Below are 19,618 nucleotides of genomic sequence, written 5' to 3'. Positions count from 1 at the left end.
GTACTATTTGCCGATACAAAACTGGGTGAAGATGCTCGTCAGCAAATCGTCGGAGGAAATTTCGCCGGTTATTTCGCCCAGGGCGGCCAGGGCTTGCCGCAAGTCGGCGGCCAGCAGCTCGGTGCCGGTACCATGCTCAATGCCAAGCAGCACGGCATCCAGGGCCTGGTTGGTTTGCTCCAGACTGCGGGCATGGCGCAGGTTGGTGACGATGGTGCTTTGGCCGGTACGGTCGAGTCCTTCGCCTCGCACCTTCACCAGCAAAGCTTCGCGCAACTCGTCGAGGCCGTCGCCGCGGGCAGCGGCAATGAGCAGTACGTCGGGCTGGTGCTGAAAGGCTGTGATTGCAGCGGCCGAGGCCACGTCGCGCTTGTTGCCCACGGCCAGGACCGGAATGGTACGGCCCGGATTCAACGCTTCAATCTCCGCTTCAAGCTCCTGAGGTGTTGTGCTCGTAATATCAAACAGATAAATGAGCAAAGCAGCCTGGGTTACGCGCTTTTTGGTACGTTCTACGCCGATGGATTCGACTACATCGGCCGTGTCGCGCAGGCCGGCCGTATCCACGAAGCGGAAGCGGATGCCCTCGATGCTGACCTCGTCTTCAATCAAGTCGCGGGTGGTGCCGGCCACGGCCGAGACGATGGCGCGCTCCTCGTTGAGCAAGGCGTTGAGCAGGGTCGATTTGCCCGCGTTGGGGCGGCCGGCAATAACGGTGGTAACCCCGTTCTTGATAACGTTGCCTAACTCAAAGGAGCGCAGCAGGCGCCGTACCAGGGTCTGGACCTCGTTGAGGAGTTTGACCAGGCCCGTACGGTCGGCAAACTCCACATCTTCTTCGCCGAAGTCGAGCTCAAGCTCCAGCAAGGCCGCAAACTGCACCAGCCGGCCCCGCAGGTCGCGCAGCTCCTGCGAAAAGCCGCCGCGCATCTGCTGCAAGGCTACCTGGTGCGAAAGGGCCGAGTCGGCGGCAATCAGGTCGGCCACGGCCTCGGCCTGGGCCAGGTCGAAGGCGCCGTGCAAAAAGGCGCGCTTGGTAAACTCGCCGGCTTCGGCCAGGCGGGCCCCGCGGCGGGTCAGCAGCCCCAGAATCTGCTCGACGATGTAGTCGGAACCGTGGCAGCTGATTTCCACCACGTCCTCGCGGGTATAGGAGTTGGGCCCTTTAAAGAGCGACACCACGACTTCGTCCAGGATGCGGCCGCCGTCGCGGATAGTGCCGAAGTGCAAGGTGTGGCTCGGCTGGTCCCGCAGCTTTTTACCGGCAAAGACCTCGTCAGCCAACGCAATGGCCTCGGGGCCGGACAGGCGCAGCATGGCAATTGCCCCGGCGCCGGGTGGGGTAGAAAGGGCGACAATGGTATCGGAAAGCGCGGGGGGAAGCGGAAGGGCCACGGAACAGGAAACCGGAAAGTGAGCCGCAAAGGTACGCAACCCGGCAGGTAGCGCCTACGGTAGCCAGGCTAACCCGCTACCCGGTGACAAACAAATTGCGGCTCACTTCCGCTGAAATCAACGTTGTTTTCTGTTTATCAATTTTGATTTCCAGGGAGTTGTCAAAGCTGACCTTGTCTAGTACTTCAACTGAGGCCCCCAGACATAGCCCTACTTTGTCCAGGTACTGCAGGAAGGGCACCGAGGTATTCTTAACGGCTACCAAGGTGCCAAAGTCGCCGGGCAGCAGGTCGGCCACGAGGCGGTTTTGGGGGCGCAAAATGGCGCCTTCCTCCGTCGGGATGGGGTCACCGTGGGGGTCGGTTTGGGGGAAGCCCAGAAACTCATCGAGGCGACGCACCAGCAACGGAGACTGGATGTGTTCCATTTCCTCGGCTACCTCGTGCACCTCATCCCAGTTGAAGCCTAGTTTTTGCACCAGGAATACTTCCCAGAGGCGGTGCTTGCGAATGGTGAGCAAGGCCAGGCGCCGGCCCTCGGCCGTGAGCGACACGCCCCGGTAGCGGGTGTAGTTGAGCAAGCCTTTTTCGCCCAGGCGCCGCAGCATATCCGTGACCGACGCGGCCCGGGTCTGTAGCACCTCGGCAATACGGTTGGTGCTGACTTCCAAGCCCGGCTCGGCTTCGGCCAGCTTAAAAATGGCCTTTAAGTAGTTTTCCTCGGTGTAGCTGGGCAAGAGAATAGCGGGTTAGGCTTCAAAATTAGAAATTCTAAACGCAAGTTCAGGCAAGCGGCGTGGTCGGCGGGGCGAACAAAAAAGAGGTGGCCGCCTACGTTGGCCAGCCACCTCCTTGACTTAAAAGCTACACTACGATTCCTGCCAGGGGCAGGACGTAGCGTTTAATTTACCATTTGATAAGGGCCGAAGCCCAGGTGAAGCCCGAGCCGAAGGCGGCCAGGCAGACTAAGTCGCCCCGCTTGATCTTGCCTTCGGCTACGGCCTCGCTCAGCGCAATCGGTACGGAAGCGGCCGTGGTGTTGCCGTAGCGCTGAATGTTGCTGTAGATTTTGTCATCCGAGAGGCCCATTTTCTGCTGCACAAACTGGGTGATGCGCAGGTTGGCCTGGTGCGGAATCAGCATGTCGATGTCCTGGGCCTGCATGCCGTTCTGGTCGAGGGCCTCCTTGATAACCTGGGGAAAGCGCACCACAGCGTGCTTGAACACGTTCTGACCGTTCATGTAAGGGTACATGTCGAGGTGGTTGTCGACTACGTACTCCACGCGCTTGTTGCGGTTCGAGCCGGGCTCTTTCACAATCAGCTCCTCGGCGTGCTCTCCCTGGGAGTGCAGGTGGGTGCTCAGAATGCCGTGGCCCTCACGGGTGCTGGGGCGCAGCACCACGGCGCCGGCACCATCCCCGAAAATAACCGACACGGCCCGGCCGCGGGTGCTGATATCGAGGCCCGAGGAGTGAATTTCGGAGCCTACCACCAGCACGGTGTCGTACATGCCGGTTTTCACGAACTGGTCGGCCATGCTCAAGGCATACACGAAACCCGAGCACTGGTTGCGCACGTCGAAAGCCGGGATTGGGTCCTTGATGCCCAACTCCCGCTGCAATAGCACGCCCGAGCCGGGGAAGAAGTAGTCGGGCGACAGGGTGGCAAACACTATCATCTGCACGTCGTCGGGCTGCAGGCCGGCCATTTCCAGCGCCTTGCGGGCCGCGTTGGCGCCCATGTTAGCCGTAGTGTCCTTGCCTTCCTCAAACCAGCGGCGTTCCTTGATGCCGGTGCGCTCCTGAATCCACTCGTCGGTGGTTTCCATGAGTTCGGTGATGTCGGCATTGGTGACAACACGGGAGGGGACGTAATGGCCGACGCCGGCAATTTCAGAATGACGCAGTGTGCTCATATGTACAATGTGGGAATACTCGGGGGAAGGGAGCAGGAAAAAAGGAGGCGAAGATAGCAAAATTGGTCCCGCATTTCCGCTAACGGCCGGCAAAGGTCGACAGTTACCGGATAGTATCCAGTAGCCTCCACAATTTTGTGGCTTCCGACTGCCAAAAAGCCTCGGCGGGCGGACCTTGGGGGTAAAACGAGGTGGTCGTGAGCTGTTCTACAAGCGAGGCCGGCTCAAAAGTTTCATCAAAGCGTACAACGATGCCGGCCTGGTGCTGCTCAACTATTTCGGCCCAGTACTTATTAGGCGGAACCAGTACTGGCAGTCCGTTGGCGAGGTATTCGAAGAGCTTGGTGGGTACGCACCGCCAGGTACTCTCGTGGCGCTGGTAGGGCAGCAGGCCCACATGGCTGCGCCCGATTTCAGCCACGATGCGGGCATGCGGCACCAGCGCGTCGCCGCCGATTAGCGTTATGGCCCCGGGGTTGGCGGCAAGGCGGCCCCGCAGCCTGGAAAGCTGCTCGGGGCGCTGGCAGAACCCGATAATCGTCAGGTGAGCCGCGGGCCAGCACTGGCGCAGGCGCAGCGTGAAATCAATTGCCTCAAACACCCCGTTGAGCTCGGAGATAGTGCCCGTATACAGGAGGCGAAGTGCTTGGGCAGGCGCGGGCAGGGGGCGGGAAGCAACGGGGGGAGCCGTGCCTGGCGTTGGCTCAAACTTGTTTTCCAGAATAACGGTGCGGCCCGGCCCGGCGAAGGGTAGCTCCTGGGCGTAGGTGCGCTCGGCCAGCACAATTCCCGCGGCGCGGCGGGCGGCGGCCGTTTCGAGCCGGCGCACGACGCTGGCCAGGACGCCCCGCAGCCAGGCCGGGTACACCCGCTGGGTCCGGATGTTGAGGGCGTAATTTTCCCGCACATCGTAGAGAAACTGCCCTTGGGGCCGCAGTAGCTGCCAGAGCAGCGTTAGGGGCAGTAGCTCCGGGGCGTGCACCAGCACGACATCGGGCCGGAGGCGGCGCAGCAGGCGCCAGTATTTCCACTGTGCCGCCAGCCGGGCCCAGCTCAGGCGGCTGCCGTGCAGCAAAGCATGAAAGTGAATACCAGGTGGAGCGGCGGCGGGTAGCGGTGCCTGCCGGCCGGCAATGTGCACCACGTGCGCCTCCGCGGCCCGCGCCACCAGCGTCCGGCCAAACTTGCCGTACATGCGGGTATCGTCCAGGGGTTTGAGGACGGAGGCCAGAAGAAAGGTGGTCGGCTGCATTGTTGCCGCCAAAGATGCTACTTCTGCGAAATAGTTTGGCCTGCTGGCTAAACGGCCGTAAGCCGGCGCTTGGTACGCTGAAGAGGAATAAGCCACCGGCTGTACCAGCAAGGGGCATCTAGTTGGTGCGTTTCCGCTCCTCGTCGTTGCCAAACTCCCGGGAGGCGGCTTTGAGCTGACGGTTGCCAAAGTCGTAGGACAGAGACAGGCGCACGAAGCGGCTGCTGTTGTTCTCACTGTAGACTTGCTTGATGCCGTTGACGGTGGAGGTGTAGTCCTTCAGATACGCCGTGTTGAAAACGTCATTTAACAGCAGAGTGGCTTGCACCCGGTTATGAAACAGACGCTGCTGGCAGGCCAGGTTCAGGCCCGCTTGGTAGCCTATAGTGTAGAGGCCCCGGGCCACCGCAGAGCTGTAGGTGTAGTCGATCTCGAGCTTGGTGGTCGGGCTCAGCGTGAGGGTGTGGCTGGTAGCGGCGTAGAGCTGGGGCGTATTGCGGGCGGTGGCGGCCAGTTCCCCGCTAAAGCGGCTGCGGGAGCCGAGCAGGTAAACCGTATTCTGGGTTTGCCACCACGCGGTTGGCGTGGCCGAATAAGTAGTGCCCAGCCCGAGAGTAACTTCCTGGAAGTAATTCTGGCGGCTGATAACCAGGGTGTTGGTGGCAGAACTAGCCGTAAACACGGGTCCGAAGCCGTCGGTGGTGCGGGTCAGGAAGGCCGTGGTGCGCAGCGTTTCCCGCAAGGTATGGGTCAGCTCCAGGTTGTCGACGAAGCTGGGCTGCAAAAACGGGTTGCCTTCCGAGTAGCTGGTGCTGTTGATGTAGGAGCGGAAGGGGTTGAGCAACGCAAAGCCGGGCCGGTTTACCCGCCGCCCGTAGGTGGCCTGCAGGCGCTGGTTAGCGGTGGGCTGATAGGTCAGGTAGGCGCTGGGAAAGGCTTTAAGGTAGTTGGTGGTGGTGCTTTGGGCCAGGGTGGCGGAGTAGCCCCGGGTGTGGGTTTTCTCCAGGCGCAGCCCCAGTTGCAGGCTCCAGCGGGTGCTCAATCGGCGGGTACCGCTCAGGTACAGGGCCTGGGTCTGCTCCCGGTACTCGAAGCTGTTCGACTGGTTGGGGTCCAGGACTGGGGCGGCCGGCAGCGTGTTGTAGTACTGCAGGGCGCTACGGCTCTGAAGCAGGCTGACTTTTGCGCCATAGCTGAGCGTGGCCCATTGCAGCGGGTGCTCCACGTCAACCTTCGCGCTGAAGTTCTGGATCTGCTGTCCGGAAATGTTGCGGACCGCCAGGCTCGTGTGCAAATACTCCTGGGCGGGGGACAAGCTCGTCGAGGTAAAGCGGTTGTCCACGTCGGTGCGGTAGGTGAAGTAGTCGGCATCCAGAGAAATCTTGCGTTGCAGCGTGTCCAGCACGGTTACCACATGGGCGTTGGCGGCGTGGCTGCTGGTGCGCACCTGCCGGGCTCCGACAACGAGCAGCACCGATTCCAGGGTGTGAGCCGCCGTGAGTACGTTGATTTGGGTGTGGTCCTGGCTGCTGGGAGCCGCCGTGGAGCTGCCCGCGTACTGCAACCCGATGGTAGTCCGCTTGCTCAGGTCATAGTCGAGGGCCAGGCGGCCAGCGGCGTTGCCCACCCGTTGCTTGGCCTCGTAGCGCAGCTCCCAGGGGCCGGAAGGGTAGTAGGTGTCCAGGGTTTGCTTGCCCTGGCTATGGCCCTGCTTGACGCTGGCACTGAGCGTAAGCCGCAGCTTGTCTTTGCTGTAGACCAGGTTGTTTTGCAGGGTGGCAGCTCCGTAGGCGTTCTGCTCGTAGGCCAGGGTCGTGGTGTTTTTCCAGGCGTTGGCCAGGCCCTGCTTAAGGTTGATGTTAAGCAGGCCCCCGTCGCCGCTGGCCTCGTACCGGGCCGGCGGACTGCTAATTACCTCCACGTTGCGGATGCTGCTGGCCGGAATCGACTTGAGGTAGGCCACCAGCTCATCGCCCGACAGCTCCAGCAGCCGTCCGTTCACCATCACCCGGGCCGAGCCTTTGCCCAGTATGCTGATGCTGCCGTTGCGCACCAATACGCCGGGGGCGGCTCCGAGGGCTCCCACGGCGTCGCCCCCCGTGGCGGCCACGCTGTTTTCCACGTTGAACACGACCCGGTCGGCCTGGTAGTCGACCAGCTTTTTACGGCCCACCACCACGACTTCCTGCAGGCGGGTCAGCTTCCTGGGCTGTAACACGATGGGGCCCACTGCTAGGCTGGTCGTCAGCACCACGTCCTGCTCCCAATCGGTGCAGCCCAGGAAGCTGACCCGGAGCCGGTAGGTGCCGCTGGCAGCCGTCAGCGTAAAGCCCCCGTCTTCGGTGCTGACAGTGGCCGCTGCCAGCTTGCCGGCGGGGTCGAACAACACCACGTTGGCCCAGCCGATGGGGGCCGTGCCATCCGTAACCGTGCCGCTCACCGTGCTTTGGGCCGCGGCCAACTCGGGCAGCAACAAGGCTAGTAGCAACAAACAAAGCCCAACCCGGCGCAGGCCAAGAAGTGAGAATAGGAAGGGGCGAAAGCAGCGGGAAAAGCCGGTGGTCAGGAAAGGATGAAGGGAAGCGGCCATGGTGGCAAAGGGCTGATGTTACTTGGCATCAGCGCCAAGTCTGCCAAAGGTGAGAAGCCGTCCCGGCCGCCGCGACTGACTAAAAAAGTCGAACCCTTTTCCTCCCGGGAAATGAGTTCGACTTCGCTTAGCAGGCGTTCGACTTTTATGTAAGGTGCTGGTGGATAGTCAATTGGTGCTGGTTGATGGGCTGGTCAGGATTCGGTTAAGTGGAAGCAGCTTGCTACTGAAAAGTAAGGCTGCCCGGCCTGCATCAGGCGTTGCGGTACTGAGTGGGCGTTAGGCCCGTCTGCTTTTTAAACGACGTGTTGAACGACGACTTCGAATTAAACCCCACCGCGTAGAGAATTTCCAGCACCGTTGGCTTGCCCTGGCTGGGGTCCTTGAGCAGGCGCTTGGCCTTGTTGATGCGGTACTCGTTCACAAAGTCAAAGAAGTGCTGATCCAGGTGGTGGTTGATGAGTACCGACAATTCCCGCGCGGGTAGCTGCAGCTGCCGGGCCAAGTCCTGCACTGTCAGATCGGGGTCGAGGAAGGGCTCGGCCTGCTCCATGTAGTTTCGCAGTTGCTGAATCTGGGCCTCCCGGACCTGGTCAGCTGCCGGCGGCGCGGGCGCCGTAGGGGCCGGCACTGCTTCGGCCGGGGCCTGACCCTGCGTTTGGGCTACCAATTCCTCCACCGGCGGCAGCGTCGAGTCGATGCTCCGAAACAGGGTAGGGTTGTAGAGGGCCTTGAGCACAAACCACGACAGAATGCAGGTTGCATTGAGTCCCACCAGCAGCTCCAGGCCGTTGAAAAGCTGACTGTAGGGCGTGAACCCCAGCAGGTCCTTAACCACGATGATGCTGTGCAAGACGGTATCGACGACGGTGAGCTGAAACAGCCAGCGGTAAGTGATACTCGAAGTGTCGGCAAAGTTTTCGACGTAGGTCCGGTGGTACTTACGCAGGGTCAGAAAGGTGGCCGTGATGTAGAACACGAACTGCGCATGGCCCAGCACAAAGCCGAAAGTGGCCTCCGGCGTGCCCCCGTAGTGGGCCAGAAAGGCCTGCTTGGCCGTCGTCTCCACCAGGTAAAACCGGGGCATGAGCGCCAGGGTCAAGGCCGCAAAGGGCAGCAGGTGCCAGAGGTGCCGGGGCCGCAGCCGAAAGTCGGAGTAGCACAGGGCCAGGGCGTAGAGGTAGTAGAGCGGATTAATCAGCGTGTTGAGGCTGATTTTGAGCAGCAGCAGCGTGGGGTAGTCCACCAAAAACCGGTTGACAAACCACGAGCTGATATCCAGGGCGTTGAGCAGAATGAAGCCGGCCAGCAGCGCATTGCTCAGTCGGCTGCGGGTCCGGACGGTGAGCAGGAATACAGCCAGGATGCAGGAAATAAAGACGGCCAGCAGGCTGACAAGGGGTAGCAGGCTTCTTACATCCATGCGCAGGGTACTAAAGCGGAAAATCTAACCGGGTAAGCAGCCCTAAAGGTAGAGGGACCCGCGTGTTTACCGGCCCTCACCCTTGGGCGCGCCCCAATGTTTTACCCGAATTCAGTGCCCGGGCCCAATAATTTGCTGCTAGTTTTGCAGCCTACATTTTTTGCACTCTTTCGCATGACCAACCTGCAAGCAACCATAGAAGCTGCCTGGGCCGACCGGAGCCTTCTCCAGCAAGCTGCCACCACCGACGCCATTCACGCCGTAATCGAGGAGCTCGACAAGGGCCGCCTGCGCGTGGCCGAACCCACCGCCGACGGGCAGTGGCAGGTGAATGACTGGGTAAAAAAGGCCGTAATCCTGTATTTCCCCATCCAGCAGATGGAAACCATCGAGCTGAAGCCCTTCGAGTACCGCGACAAAATGCGCCTCAAAACTGACTACGCCAGCCAGGGGGTGCGCGTGGTGCCGCCGGCTACGGCCCGCTACGGTGCCTTTTTGGCCCCGGGCGTGATTCTGATGCCCAGCTACGTCAACATCGGCGCCTGGGTGGGTGAGGGTACCATGGTCGATACGTGGGCCACGGTGGGCTCCTGTGCCCAGATTGGGGCCGGCGTACACCTAAGTGGCGGCGTGGGCATCGGTGGGGTGCTGGAGCCCGTACAGGCCGCCCCGGTTATCATCGAGGACGGCGCCTTTATTGGCTCGCGCAGCATCCTGGTGGAAGGCTGCCACGTGGGCAAGGAAGCCGTCATCGGGGCCGGCGTGACCATCACTGGCAGCACCAAGATTATCGACGTAACGGGCCCGGAGCCCGTGGAGTACAAAGGCTTCGTGCCGGCCCGGTCGGTGGTTATTCCCGGCTCCATCATCAAGAAATTCCCCGCCGGCGAGTACCAGGTGCCCTGCGCCCTGATTATTGGCCAGCGCAAGCCCAGCACCGACCTGAAAACGAGCCTCAACGACGCCCTGCGCGACTTCGGCGTGAGCGTGTAGGTAGGAAACCGAGTATAGTAGAACGAAACAGCCTGCTTTGCCTCAAAGCAGGCTGTTTCGTTTTGTAAGCGGCAAAAGGACAACTCCCTATTTCGTATTCATCCAAATATCCACGAACGGCTCTTGCTCCTCGATGCGGTAGGCCCTGCGAAACACGTTGGTGTTCGACTCCAGGGCAATATTGCCGTCGGGGTCCACGGCAATGATGCCCCGGTCGCCCTGGAGCTTGTCGGCGTACATGTCCACGGCTTGGCGGGCGGCCTCGTCGAGGGGCAGACGCTTGTACTTGCGCAGGGCGTAGACCTCGTGGGCCACGGCCGCCAACATGATGATTTCTCCGTCGCCGGTGCAGGAGGCCGCGCACACGTCGTTGTTAGCGTAAGAGCCACCCCCGTAGATGCAGCTGTCGCCCACGCGGCCCCGCAGCTTGCCCTCAATACCCCCGGTGGAGGTAGCCACGGCCACGTTGCCGTGCTGGTCGAGGGCAACGGCGCCCACGGTGTCGTGCTTGTTGGCATTTTCGGTTTTGCGGGCCTCCTGAATGATGTCGAGCCACTCCTGGCGCTGCTCATCGGTTTTGAAGTAGCTCGGGTCCTGCAACGTCAGGCCCTGGGCGAGGGCAAACTCTTGGGCGCCCTCGGCCGTCAGGAAAGTGTGCTTGCACTTCTCCATCACCAGGCGGGCCAGGCGCACCGGGTTTTTTACCAGCTTTAGCCCGCTGACAGCCCCGCCCCGTAGCGTGACCCCGTCCATAATCGACGACTCGGTTTCCACTTCGCCGTTGATATTGAACATGCCCCCGCGGCCGGCGTTGAACAGCTCATTGTCTTCCATGCTCATCACGGCGGCCTCCACCGCATCGAGGGCCGTGCCGCCGCGGTTCAGGATTTCCCATCCTGCGCTCAACGCCGCTGCTAGCCCGGCTTTTAGGGCTTCTTCCTTCTCGGGTGGAATGCTGGCGGGGTCGGTGGTGACAGCCCCGCCGTGGATGAGCATCACGTATTTAGGTTTTGATTCAGGCTTAGACTTGGCCATGGGGTTGGGAACGTGGAAATGGGTAGAAACAACAAAAGCACGGCCCGGGCCGTGCTTTTGTTATGTTGAGCTTGTAGGCAAGCGCTACGCTACCGACTTTTTGAGTTTGTCGCCAAACACGGCTTTCACCTTGTCCACCTTGCTCTTTACCACAAACTGGCAGTAGGGCTGAGTGCCGTTCAGGTTGTAGTAGTTTTGGTGGTAATCCTCAGCCGGATAGAAAACTTTGAGCGGTACAATTTCCGTGGTAATCGGCTGGTCGAAGGCCTGGGCGGCGGTCAGCTTTTGCTTGTACTGCTCGGCCAGGCGCTGCTGCTCCTCGTTGTGGAAATAAATTCCGGAGCGGTACTGCGTACCCACGTCGTTGCCCTGGCGGTTGAGGGTAGTCGGGTCGTGGGTTTTCCAGAACACTTCCAGTAGCTCCTCGTAGCTAATCACCTGCGGGTCGAAGGTGACCTGAATAACTTCGTTGTGCCCGGTCAGGCCGCTGCATACTTCCTTATAGGTCGGGTTGGCAATGCGCCCCCCCGTGTAGCCCGATACCACTTTGTGCACCCCATTCAAGTTCTGAAAAACGGCTTCGGTGCACCAGAAGCACCCCCCGCCAAATGTGGCCTGTTCCATTATTCTATTTCTAAAGTCCAAATCAAATACCGAATACTCTATAAGCGAAATCATGCCCCGAAGGTTTCAAGCTCGACGCTAGAAGCGCTGCGAAAAGCGGGAAATGAAAGCCGGAATAGGAATAGTCCGCTTCTCGAAGTGGGAACCTTGGCGGAAAGCAAAAGGCCTTCCCGAGTTGTCGGGAAGGCCTTTTCGTGTTGTAGCGCGAACTTATTTCTTGAACCGTTCGGCTACGATAAGGTCCTTGGTGCCGTGGCCCCAGGTGTAGAACCCTTCGCCCGACTTCACGCCCAGGCGCCCGGCCATCACCATGTTCACCAGCAGGGGGCAGGGGGCGTACTTGGGGTTGCCCAGGCCCTCGTGCAGCACCCGCAGAATAGCCAGGCACACGTCGAGGCCGATAAAGTCGGCCAGCTGCAGCGGACCCATGGGGTGCGCCATGCCCAGCTTCATTACGGTATCAATTTCCTCCACGCCGGCCACGCCCTCGAATAAGGTGATGATGGCCTCGTTGATCATGGGCATCAGGATGCGGTTGGCTACGAAGCCGGGGTAGTCATTTACCTCGGTTGGGGTTTTGCCCAGCTGCCGCGAAATCTCCATGATGCGGCTGGTCACCTCATCCGACGTGGCATAGCCCCGAATAACCTCCACCAGCTTCATCACCGGCACTGGGTTCATAAAGTGCATGCCGATAATCTTGTCGGCCCGCTTGGTAACGGCGGCAATCTTCGTGATGGAAATCGAGGAGGTGTTGGAGGCCAGAATGGCGTTCTGGGGGGCGTGCTGGTCTAGGTCGCGGAAGATCTGCAGCTTCAGATCCACGTTTTCAGTGGCGGCTTCTACCACCAGCTCCACGTTGTGCACGCCTTCGGCCAGGCTGGTATAGGACGTAATACGGCCCAGGGTGGCCGTTTTGTCGGCTTCGGAAAGACTGCCTTTCGCTACCTGGCGGTCGAGGTTTTTGCCAATCGTACCCAGGGCCTTGTCGAGGGCACTCTGGTTGATATCAATCAGGGCAACAGAAAAACCATGCTGGGCAAATACGTGGGCAATACCATTGCCCATAGTGCCCGAGCCAATAACGGCAACATTCATCATGGAAAGCGGAAGAAAGGAGGGTGGGAGGGAAAACCAGCCTGCGTCGGCCCGAAACCGCCGCAGATTCGGCGCAAAGCTAACCCGAATTTACTGCCAGCCCAAGGTGATAAAGCAATGCCGCCAAGCTCAACAGAAAAAAATACGCGACTATGAAAAAGCCTTTTACGCCCCCGGCAGCGCGTATTTCAGGGTTAAGTTGACCTCTGATTAATTAAATTTTTGAATGACGATATATCCTTTTAGAAAGGCCCGCGTACAAATCCGCAAATCCCTTTACCAGCAACTTCCAACCCTGTACAACTGCTGATAAGTCGATTTGTTTTTTTTCTTCTTTTCACACCTTCCATTCCAACCACCAACCACCATGGGAAATCTGCTGTATATCATCGCCGTAATTCTGATCATCATTTGGGCCCTAGGCTTCTTCGGCATTCTTGGCGCAGGCATGGCGGGCAACAACCTGATTCACGTTCTGTTGGTAATTGCCATCATTGCCATTTTGCTGCGTGTTATTCGCGGCGGCCGGGTAGTCTAACGGTACCCCGCCCTTTCTTTTAGTCTGAAAAAACACAAAAAGGCCCTTCCGAAATTTCGGAAGGGCCTTTTTGTGTGCTATGCTATCAGAACGCTTTACTTCAGATCGAACAGGAAGCTGAAGCGAATTACCGGCTGGCCGTAGGGCGACAACGGGTAGCCCTGGATGTCGTAGCCGTCGTTGAAATTGTAGAGTACCACAATGTCAGCAGCAAACCGGTCGCCGAGCTGGTTGCGGTAGCCCACGCCGGCCAGCGGCGTGCGCATCGAGCGGTTGACGGTAACGGCCCGCAGCTGCAAAGGGTTGGCGCTCAGCTCCTCAATGTAGTAGCTCTGCGCTTTGGTTACCTCATACTCGGCGTGAATGAAGAACTCCTTATAAACGATGTACTGCAGGAAGGCCTTCACCCCCACGCTGTTCAGATTCAGGCTCCGGGGTAAGCCAAACTGCTGGTAGTCGCTCGGGAAGGAAATATTGTTGTAGGCGTAGCTAATACCGGGACCCACCGCCAGCTTATCCGTTACGCGGTAGCCCACCGCCGGACTGATACTGGCGCTGAACTGCCCGCCGCTGTAGGGGTTGCTGCTATACCCCAGCCCGAAGTTGGAATACAGAAAATAGCGGCGCAGCGGCTTAGGCTGCTCGGAAGCCCGACTACCGGCCGGAAACTCCAGGCCCGAAGGCGAGTTGGGGTCGGTCTGCTTGGGCAGGGGCGCATCCAGGGGCGGCGGGGCCGGCACCGGCACGGCGGGGCGCTCGGCCGGCTGGGTGGGCCGGGCCGGAGCCGCGCCGGGCGGCGCCGTATTGAGCTGGGGTTTTTGCGCGGGGCGCGTCCGGGTAGTGTCCGTTTGGGCCCGGGCGGCCGGAGCCAGCCACAGGCTTGAGCTCCCAAGAGCCAGCAAAAAGAAAATGCGTTTCATAGAGAGCTATAACGGAATTAGGAAACCAATTGGTATTTGCGCTGCCGCAGCGTTTTGATTTGCTCGTCGGACAGGTATTCCTCGTAGGTCATGCGGCGGTCAATAATGCCGTCGGGGGTCAGCTCGATGATGCGGTTGGCCACCGTTTCCACGAATTGCAAGTCGTGGGAGGAAAAAAGCAGGGTGCCTTGGAAGTCGCGCAGGGAGTTGTTCAGGGCCGTAATGCTTTCCAGGTCGAGGTGGTTGGTCGGGTCGTCGAGCACCAGCACATTGCCCGATTCCATCATCATCTTGGAGAGCATGCAGCGTACTTTTTCGCCCCCGCTCAGCACGTTCGACTTCTTCTGCGACTCTTCGCCCGAGAACAGCATGCGGCCCAAAAAGCCCCGGATAAAGCTCTCGTCCTTTTCCGTGGAATACTGTCGCAGCCAATCCACCAGGTTCAGGTCGGTATCGAAGAACTCGGCGTTTTCGCGGGGGAAGTACGACGGGGTGATGGTGGTGCCCCACTTGAAGTCGCCCGAGTCGGCTTTGATCTGCTCAAACAAGATGTCAAACAGGAGGGAAGCGGCCCGGTCGTCGCGGCTGATGATGGCTACCTTGTCCTTCTTATCGAGCGAGAAGGATACGTTGCGGAACACCACTTGCCCATCGACCGACTTGGAAAGATTCTCGACGGTAAGCAGCTGGTTGCCGGCTTCGCGCTCGGGCTTGAAGGCAATGTAGGGGTACTTGCGCGAGGAAGGCTTGATTTCCTCCAGCGTCAGCTTCTGCAGCAGCTTCTGGCGCGAGGTAGCCTGCTTGGACTTCGAGGCGTTGGCCGAGAAGCGGCGTACGAATTCTTCTAGCTCCTTGCGCTTGTCCTCGGTCTTCTTGTTTACCTCCTGGCGCTGCTTCAGCGCCAGCTGGCTCGATTCGTACCAGAACGAGTAGTTGCCGGGGTACATCGTGATTTTCGAGAAGTCCAGGTCGGCCATGTAGTTACATACCGCATCGAGGAAGTGCCGGTCGTGGCTGACCACAATTACCGTGTTCTGGAAGCTGTCCAGGAAGTTTTCCAGCCACAGCACGGTCTCGGCGTCGAGGCCGTTGGTGGGTTCGTCGAGCAGCAGCACGTCGGGGTTGCCAAACAGGGCCTGGGCCAGCAGCACCCGCACCTTGTCGGAGCCGCCCAGGTCGCCCATCAGCGTAAAGTGCTTGTCTTCACCGATGCCCAGACCCGAAAGCAGCTCGGCGGCTTCGTAGTCGGCGTTCCAGCCTTCGAGGTCGGCAAACTCGCCTTCGAGCTGGGCGGCCCGCTCCCCGTCGGCGTCCGAGAAGTCGGGCTTGGCATAGAGGGCGTCTTTTTCCTCCATCACCTTCCACAGCTTGGTGTGGCCCATAATCACGGTTTGCAGCACCGGATACTGGTCGTAGGCAAACTGATCCTGGCGCAGCACCGAGAGGCGGGCCCCGGCGGGCATATCTACCGAGCCGGTGTTGGGCTCGATTTCGCCCGACAGGATTTTCAGGAAGGTTGATTTACCGGCCCCGTTGGCCCCGATGAGGCCGTACACGTTGCCGGGCAGAAATTTGATGGTGACGTCTTCGAACAGGATGCGCTTACCATAGCGCAGGCTAACGTTGGAGGTGCTGATCATATGCAGGAAAAAGCGAAATAACTACGGGAAGAGCCGGTTCGGACAAGAGAGAAAAAGTCAATCGGCGTGCGAAAATAGACAAAATGCGTGGGGCATTATATTTCCCTTGGCAACCAGTGCTTTCGCGAGGGGAGAATTAGCCGGTCAGCCGTAGCTGCCCAAGCCACCAACTGGCCGCCAAGCGCAGGGGCGCTACTCAGAAAACTAAGCCCTGGCACAACATCCTCGCGCAGAATCAAGTATACAAAACACAACTGCTTCGACTGGTGCGGTGCGCGGGCTTCTTCAACAGTCGGCACCGGGTTGCAGTTCCGAAGCACTTGTTGTCTTCATAATACACTTTTACCCTTCATGTATCATGAATAACCCACATCTGACCCCCGAACGAAACGGTTTCCGCTACGGCCTACTCACGGCCGGCGGAATGATTCTGTATTTCCTGCTGGCCTCCTTGCTGCACCTCACCGACCGGGTAGAGTTTAGCTTCCTCAATGGGGTAGTGCTGGCCATTGGTATCTGCATGGCCATTTCCCACTACAAGCGGGTGCGCCACGACCGGATGCCCTATCTGCACGGCTTTGGTACGGGTATTATCACCTCCATTGTCGCCTCAACAATATTTGGCCTGTTCTTCGTCGTGTACACGGTTATCAACCCCACGATCATGGACCAGTTGCGGGCCCGCGACCTGTTCGGTTTCGACCTGTCGGTGACCATTGCCTTCCTGGCCATTTTGCTGCAAAGCATAATGTCGGGAGTGATTATTTCGCTGGTCGCCATGCAATACTACAAGAGCCCCGACCACAAGCCGATTGAAGGCATTGAGTAAGGCAAGCTTGCTTGTGAATAAAAAAGCCGGATTCATAGAAGAATCCGGCTTTTTTATGGACTGAAGATACGTACAGCGGAACTTAGCGCGTTATAAAGCTTGTTAATAATGCGGTTGTGATTTTGACGAAAGGAATATATATTTGGATAAAATATATAAAATCCGGCAAGCAGCTACCTCAGTATGCGCTCCGGCAACTTTCTAGTGTCATCATCACAGCTTGTATCTTTTACCACCGCTCTGTATGAAATCCCTATTGCTTACCCTGACCTTCCTACTTAGCATGGCCACTCTTGCCACTGCGCAAAAACAAGATAAACATGCCGAGCTGCCAGGTTCCGAAGAGGTTTCGGAAGCTCGGGTAGCCGACCTAACCCGGCAGATGTGCAACCAGTTGCACCTGAACGAAGCCCAGTATATTCGGTTGCGGGCCGCTAACCGCATCAAGCTCGCGCGCTTGGATGAAATCCAGTGGCAGTACAAAGGGGAACCGGCTCAGCAGCACGCCAAAATTGCGGAGCTTGAAGCCCAGTACGAAGCCGAGTGCAGCCGTATCCTGACGCCTTCGCAACTCAGCGTGCTGCGCGACCAGCAACAGCGTGACTCGGTACCTACGCCACCGGCCAACGAGGGTGGCATCGGCTAAACGATGTTATTTTTTCCATACTAGAAAGGCGGCTTACTAAACAGGAGGCCGCCTTTTTAGTGGAGTTACCCAGCTGGTGCTTCTTGCGGTAAAGGCCGTTCGTAGAGTACCTCCGTAACCGTACCCAGCGGACCGAAGCGTAGTACCAGCTTGTTGGCCGTCGAGCGTTGGTGGCTGGGCTCGCACTGGGTTCCGGGCTCGAGGTAATAGAAGTACAGTTTCTCGGTTTGCTCGCTGAGCTCTTCCTCGTCGGGGCGGCCAAAGAGGGCGTCAATATCGTCGGCGCGGGTGCCGTAGAGCAGCTCCTTGTGTTGCTGCAGTACCGGCAGCTGCTTGGCCCGCTGGTTGTTACAGGCGTACGGGTCGCGGCGCCAGGCGGTAGCATCGAAGCCCGGGAGTTCGGGTAGGGAATGCCCGCAGGAAGGGAGTAGCAGGACGCTTACCCAAAAAGACAAAAACGAAGTAGCTTTCATAAGCAGCAGACCGGGAACCACCGGCTGAAAAGACGCGTTAGAGGCGCCAGAAAGGTGATACGGAAGCGCTAAAGTACTAGATTTGTATAGCCACGCTTTCCGCCCTTACTATTCCAGTCATTTTAGGCCTTTTTACAGCCCATGCTCTCTACACGGACTGCCTTCGCGGGCTTACTGCTGACCGCTTCTTCTTTTCTGGTTTCGTTTAAAACTGCCCCCGCCGCCGACAACCCTGGCAAGCCCAAAACCGCTGCCCCCCTTAACGCGGCGAATGCCGCTGCCCGCAAGGCATTGTACACGGCTGCTTTTGAGCAGCACGCCCTGCGCACGTTTACCCAAAGTGGTCTGACGGCTACCGGGCTTTCTTACCCCGTATTTCGCCAGGCGCTGGTGGGGTATTACAACCTGCAGCAGCGCGGGCTGGCTTCGGCAGCCAAGCCGCTGCTGACAGTCATTGATTTCAGCCGCTCCAGCCGCTTGAAACGTCTGTGGGTAGTTGATCTGCGCAAGCAGCGGGTGCTCTATCACACGCTCGTGGCGCATGGTAAAAACACGGGAGAGGAGTTTGCCAAGGCGTTTTCCAACAAAAACGGCTCGGAGCAAAGCAGCCTGGGCTTTTACCTGACGGGCAATACCTACACCGGCAAGCACGGCCTGTCGTTGAAGCTGCAAGGCTTGGAGCCGCGCTACAACAGCAACGCCGCCAGCCGGGCCGTGGTAGTGCACGGGGCCGAGTACGTGTGTGAGGAGTTTGTGCGCCAGCATGGCCGCTTAGGCCGCAGTCAGGGCTGCCCAGCCCTGCCTACCGACCAAGCCAGTGCCATTATTCGCACCATCAAAGGCGGGTCGGTCATCTACGCCCACGCCCCGGCAGCGGTTAACTACACGTCCTCTTTTCTGCAGCTGGACCCGGCGCTGACAGCTTTTGCCCGGACGCAGGGGCTGGCTAGCCTCTAAGTACTTTTACTGTTGTTTGTTGTTCATAGAAAAACCCAGCCCTCAGGCTGGGTTTTTCGCTTTTAAAGCTGTGGCCGTGCCCGCTAGGCCCGGTCGCCGGTCGTCTTCACCAGATTGATACCAGCGAAAAAGAAAATCAGGCCCACGGCAAAGGGTACCAGGGAGTTCATCTTGCTCAGGCCCAGGCCGCCCATCTGCAGAAAGCCCAGCGCGCCGACAATAATGCCAATAATACCCAGAATGGTCAGGATAGAGCCGAAGGTGCGTTTCTGGTTCATATTGAAAGCAGAATTAAGGTTCGAAGAGAAAAGTTAGCCCCGGAGCGGAGCAGTTTAGGCCTGATACGCAGAACCTACGAATTTGGGTGTGCCGGTCCGGCACAACCCTGTTTGCGGCTTCGCGTTACAAGCGGAACAGCGCTTTGCTGCTGATTTTTCATCCGCCCATTTTCTACAACCCACACCGCCATGAGAGGAGGACTCCGATATATCATAGCCCTGATTATTGCAGGGTTTTCGCTGATAAGCTACTACTGCAAACGCTCGACCAACGAAGTGACGGGCGAAGTGCAGCACGTGGATATGACCACCGAGCAGGAAATTGCTTTGGGCCTGCAGGCTGCGCCCGAAATGGCCCAGCAGTACGGCGGCCTGCACCCCGACCGGCAAGCCGCGGCCCGGGTCGAGGAAATTGGCCAGCAGCTTGTGCGCAGCACCAAAGCCGGCCAGACGCCCTACAAGTTCCAGTTTCATTTGCTGGCCGACGAAAACACGATTAATGCCTTTGCCCTGCCCGGCGGCCAGATCTTCATTACGGCCGGCCTGCTGAAAAACCTGCGCACCGAAGGACAGGTAGCGGGCGTACTGGCCCACGAAATCGGCCACGTCGTAGGTCGGCACTCGGCGGAGCAGGTGGCCAAATCCAGCCTGACCCAGGGCCTGACCGGCGCCGCGGCCATTGCCGTGTACGACCCGGACCGCCCCAGTACGGCCGCTGCCGCGGCGGCTACCGCCATGGTAGCTAAGCTGGTGACCATGCGCTTTGGTCGGGAAGATGAGCTGGAGTCCGACCGGCTGGCGGTGGACTTTACGGCTCAGGCCGGTTACAACCCCGAAGCTATGGTGCAGGTAATGCAGATTCTGGAGCAGGCCGGGGGCGGAAGCCGCACGCCGGAGTTCATGAGCACCCACCCCAACCCCGGCAACCGGATTGGGGAGATACAACAGGAAATTGCGGCGCAATTTCCTCAGGGTCTGCCCGCCGGTTTAAAGCCCTAAGTACTTCACTTT

Annotated in this window: 19 protein-coding genes; 6 read left to right on the top strand and 13 right to left on the bottom strand. The window is 59.2% G+C overall.

All coding sequences use genetic code 11. The features are described 5' to 3' along the window. Nucleotides 1-3 precede the first annotated feature (3 nt). The 6 genes from mnmE to E5K02_RS04370 all read right to left on the bottom strand — a co-directional run bounded on the left by mnmE (nucleotide 4) and on the right by E5K02_RS04370 (nucleotide 8,576). Nucleotides 4-1,395 carry a tRNA uridine-5-carboxymethylaminomethyl(34) synthesis GTPase MnmE gene (gene mnmE, locus E5K02_RS04395; protein ID WP_135392444.1) on the bottom strand — a complete coding sequence of 464 codons (1,392 nt, stop codon included), beginning with the start codon at nucleotides 1,393-1,395 and terminating at the stop codon, nucleotides 4-6. A 76-nt stretch (nucleotides 1,396-1,471) separates the two neighbouring features. After that, nucleotides 1,472-2,131, bottom strand: a complete 660-nt coding sequence (locus tag E5K02_RS04390) for a metal-dependent transcriptional regulator (protein ID WP_135392442.1) — start codon at nucleotides 2,129-2,131, stop codon at nucleotides 1,472-1,474. 169 nt (nucleotides 2,132-2,300) lie between these two features. Further along, complete coding sequence (locus E5K02_RS04385) at nucleotides 2,301-3,302, bottom strand: 3-oxoacyl-ACP synthase III family protein (protein ID WP_135394766.1); 1,002 nt, start codon at nucleotides 3,300-3,302, stop codon at nucleotides 2,301-2,303. Nucleotides 3,303-3,414: 112 nt separating this feature from the next. After that, nucleotides 3,415-4,563: a glycosyltransferase gene (locus E5K02_RS04380; protein ID WP_135392440.1), complete on the bottom strand. Its 1,149-nt coding sequence runs from the start codon at nucleotides 4,561-4,563 to the stop codon at nucleotides 3,415-3,417. Nucleotides 4,564-4,681: 118 nt separating this feature from the next. Then, nucleotides 4,682-7,153, bottom strand: a complete 2,472-nt coding sequence (locus tag E5K02_RS04375) for an outer membrane beta-barrel family protein (protein ID WP_135392438.1) — start codon at nucleotides 7,151-7,153, stop codon at nucleotides 4,682-4,684. Between the two features lie 253 nt (nucleotides 7,154-7,406). Next, nucleotides 7,407-8,576, bottom strand: a complete 1,170-nt coding sequence (locus tag E5K02_RS04370) for a helix-turn-helix domain-containing protein (RefSeq protein ID WP_135392436.1) — start codon at nucleotides 8,574-8,576, stop codon at nucleotides 7,407-7,409. Between the two features lie 174 nt (nucleotides 8,577-8,750). Between E5K02_RS04370 and E5K02_RS04365 the strand changes: the two genes are divergently transcribed. After that, the gene (locus E5K02_RS04365) at nucleotides 8,751-9,569 is read left to right on the top strand and encodes a 2,3,4,5-tetrahydropyridine-2,6-dicarboxylate N-succinyltransferase (protein WP_135392434.1); all 819 of its coding nucleotides are present in this window, start codon (nucleotides 8,751-8,753) and stop codon (nucleotides 9,567-9,569) included. A gap of 87 nt (nucleotides 9,570-9,656) precedes the next feature. Here the strand turns inward: E5K02_RS04365 and E5K02_RS04360 are convergent, their stop codons facing one another. The 3 genes from E5K02_RS04360 to E5K02_RS04350 all read right to left on the bottom strand — a co-directional run bounded on the left by E5K02_RS04360 (nucleotide 9,657) and on the right by E5K02_RS04350 (nucleotide 12,329). Then, on the bottom strand, nucleotides 9,657-10,604 hold the full coding sequence (locus E5K02_RS04360) for an isoaspartyl peptidase/L-asparaginase family protein (protein ID WP_135392432.1): 948 nt from the start codon (nucleotides 10,602-10,604) through the stop codon (nucleotides 9,657-9,659). A gap of 84 nt (nucleotides 10,605-10,688) precedes the next feature. Further along, on the bottom strand, nucleotides 10,689-11,228 hold the full coding sequence (msrA, locus tag E5K02_RS04355) for a peptide-methionine (S)-S-oxide reductase MsrA (RefSeq protein ID WP_135392430.1): 540 nt from the start codon (nucleotides 11,226-11,228) through the stop codon (nucleotides 10,689-10,691). Nucleotides 11,229-11,438: 210 nt separating this feature from the next. Next, a complete protein-coding gene (locus tag E5K02_RS04350) occupies nucleotides 11,439-12,329 on the bottom strand; it encodes a 3-hydroxybutyryl-CoA dehydrogenase (RefSeq protein WP_135392428.1) in 891 nt (296 codons plus the stop codon). Nucleotides 12,330-12,693: 364 nt separating this feature from the next. On the opposite strand from E5K02_RS04350, the gene E5K02_RS04345 reads away from it, so the two are divergent. After that, nucleotides 12,694-12,864, top strand: a complete 171-nt coding sequence (locus E5K02_RS04345; RefSeq protein WP_135392426.1) for a lmo0937 family membrane protein — start codon at nucleotides 12,694-12,696, stop codon at nucleotides 12,862-12,864. A gap of 95 nt (nucleotides 12,865-12,959) precedes the next feature. On the opposite strand, the gene E5K02_RS04340 is transcribed toward E5K02_RS04345, so the two are convergent. Then, complete coding sequence (locus tag E5K02_RS04340) at nucleotides 12,960-13,784, bottom strand: hypothetical protein (RefSeq protein ID WP_135392424.1); 825 nt, start codon at nucleotides 13,782-13,784, stop codon at nucleotides 12,960-12,962. A gap of 17 nt (nucleotides 13,785-13,801) precedes the next feature. Next, a complete protein-coding gene (locus E5K02_RS04335) occupies nucleotides 13,802-15,424 on the bottom strand; it encodes an ABC-F family ATP-binding cassette domain-containing protein (protein WP_135392422.1) in 1,623 nt (540 codons plus the stop codon). A gap of 358 nt (nucleotides 15,425-15,782) precedes the next feature. Between E5K02_RS04335 and E5K02_RS04330 the strand changes: the two genes are divergently transcribed. Next, on the top strand, nucleotides 15,783-16,253 hold the full coding sequence (locus E5K02_RS04330) for a DUF4199 domain-containing protein (RefSeq protein ID WP_135392420.1): 471 nt from the start codon (nucleotides 15,783-15,785) through the stop codon (nucleotides 16,251-16,253). Nucleotides 16,254-16,497: 244 nt separating this feature from the next. Beyond that, complete coding sequence (locus E5K02_RS04325; protein WP_135392418.1) at nucleotides 16,498-16,899, top strand: hypothetical protein; 402 nt, start codon at nucleotides 16,498-16,500, stop codon at nucleotides 16,897-16,899. A 65-nt stretch (nucleotides 16,900-16,964) separates the two neighbouring features. Here E5K02_RS04325 and E5K02_RS04320 read toward each other — a convergent pair whose 3' ends face one another. After that, nucleotides 16,965-17,372 (bottom strand): hypothetical protein, encoded by a 408-nt coding sequence (locus E5K02_RS04320; RefSeq protein WP_135392416.1) that lies wholly within the window; start codon nucleotides 17,370-17,372, stop codon nucleotides 16,965-16,967. A gap of 141 nt (nucleotides 17,373-17,513) precedes the next feature. Between E5K02_RS04320 and E5K02_RS04315 the strand changes: the two genes are divergently transcribed. Next, nucleotides 17,514-18,329, top strand: a complete 816-nt coding sequence (locus E5K02_RS04315) for a murein L,D-transpeptidase catalytic domain family protein (RefSeq protein WP_135392414.1) — start codon at nucleotides 17,514-17,516, stop codon at nucleotides 18,327-18,329. A gap of 83 nt (nucleotides 18,330-18,412) precedes the next feature. Here E5K02_RS04315 and E5K02_RS04310 read toward each other — a convergent pair whose 3' ends face one another. Further along, nucleotides 18,413-18,607, bottom strand: a complete 195-nt coding sequence (locus tag E5K02_RS04310) for a hypothetical protein (RefSeq protein ID WP_135392412.1) — start codon at nucleotides 18,605-18,607, stop codon at nucleotides 18,413-18,415. 189 nt (nucleotides 18,608-18,796) lie between these two features. Between E5K02_RS04310 and E5K02_RS04305 the strand changes: the two genes are divergently transcribed. Next, a complete protein-coding gene (locus E5K02_RS04305; protein WP_135392410.1) occupies nucleotides 18,797-19,606 on the top strand; it encodes a M48 family metallopeptidase in 810 nt (269 codons plus the stop codon). The last annotated feature ends 12 nt before the right edge of the window (nucleotides 19,607-19,618 follow it).

The organism is Hymenobacter metallicola (genome assembly GCF_004745645.1).
GTDB classification, from domain to species: domain Bacteria; phylum Bacteroidota; class Bacteroidia; order Cytophagales; family Hymenobacteraceae; genus Hymenobacter; species Hymenobacter metallicola.
This window is presented reverse-complemented; position numbering and strand designations above follow the sequence as displayed.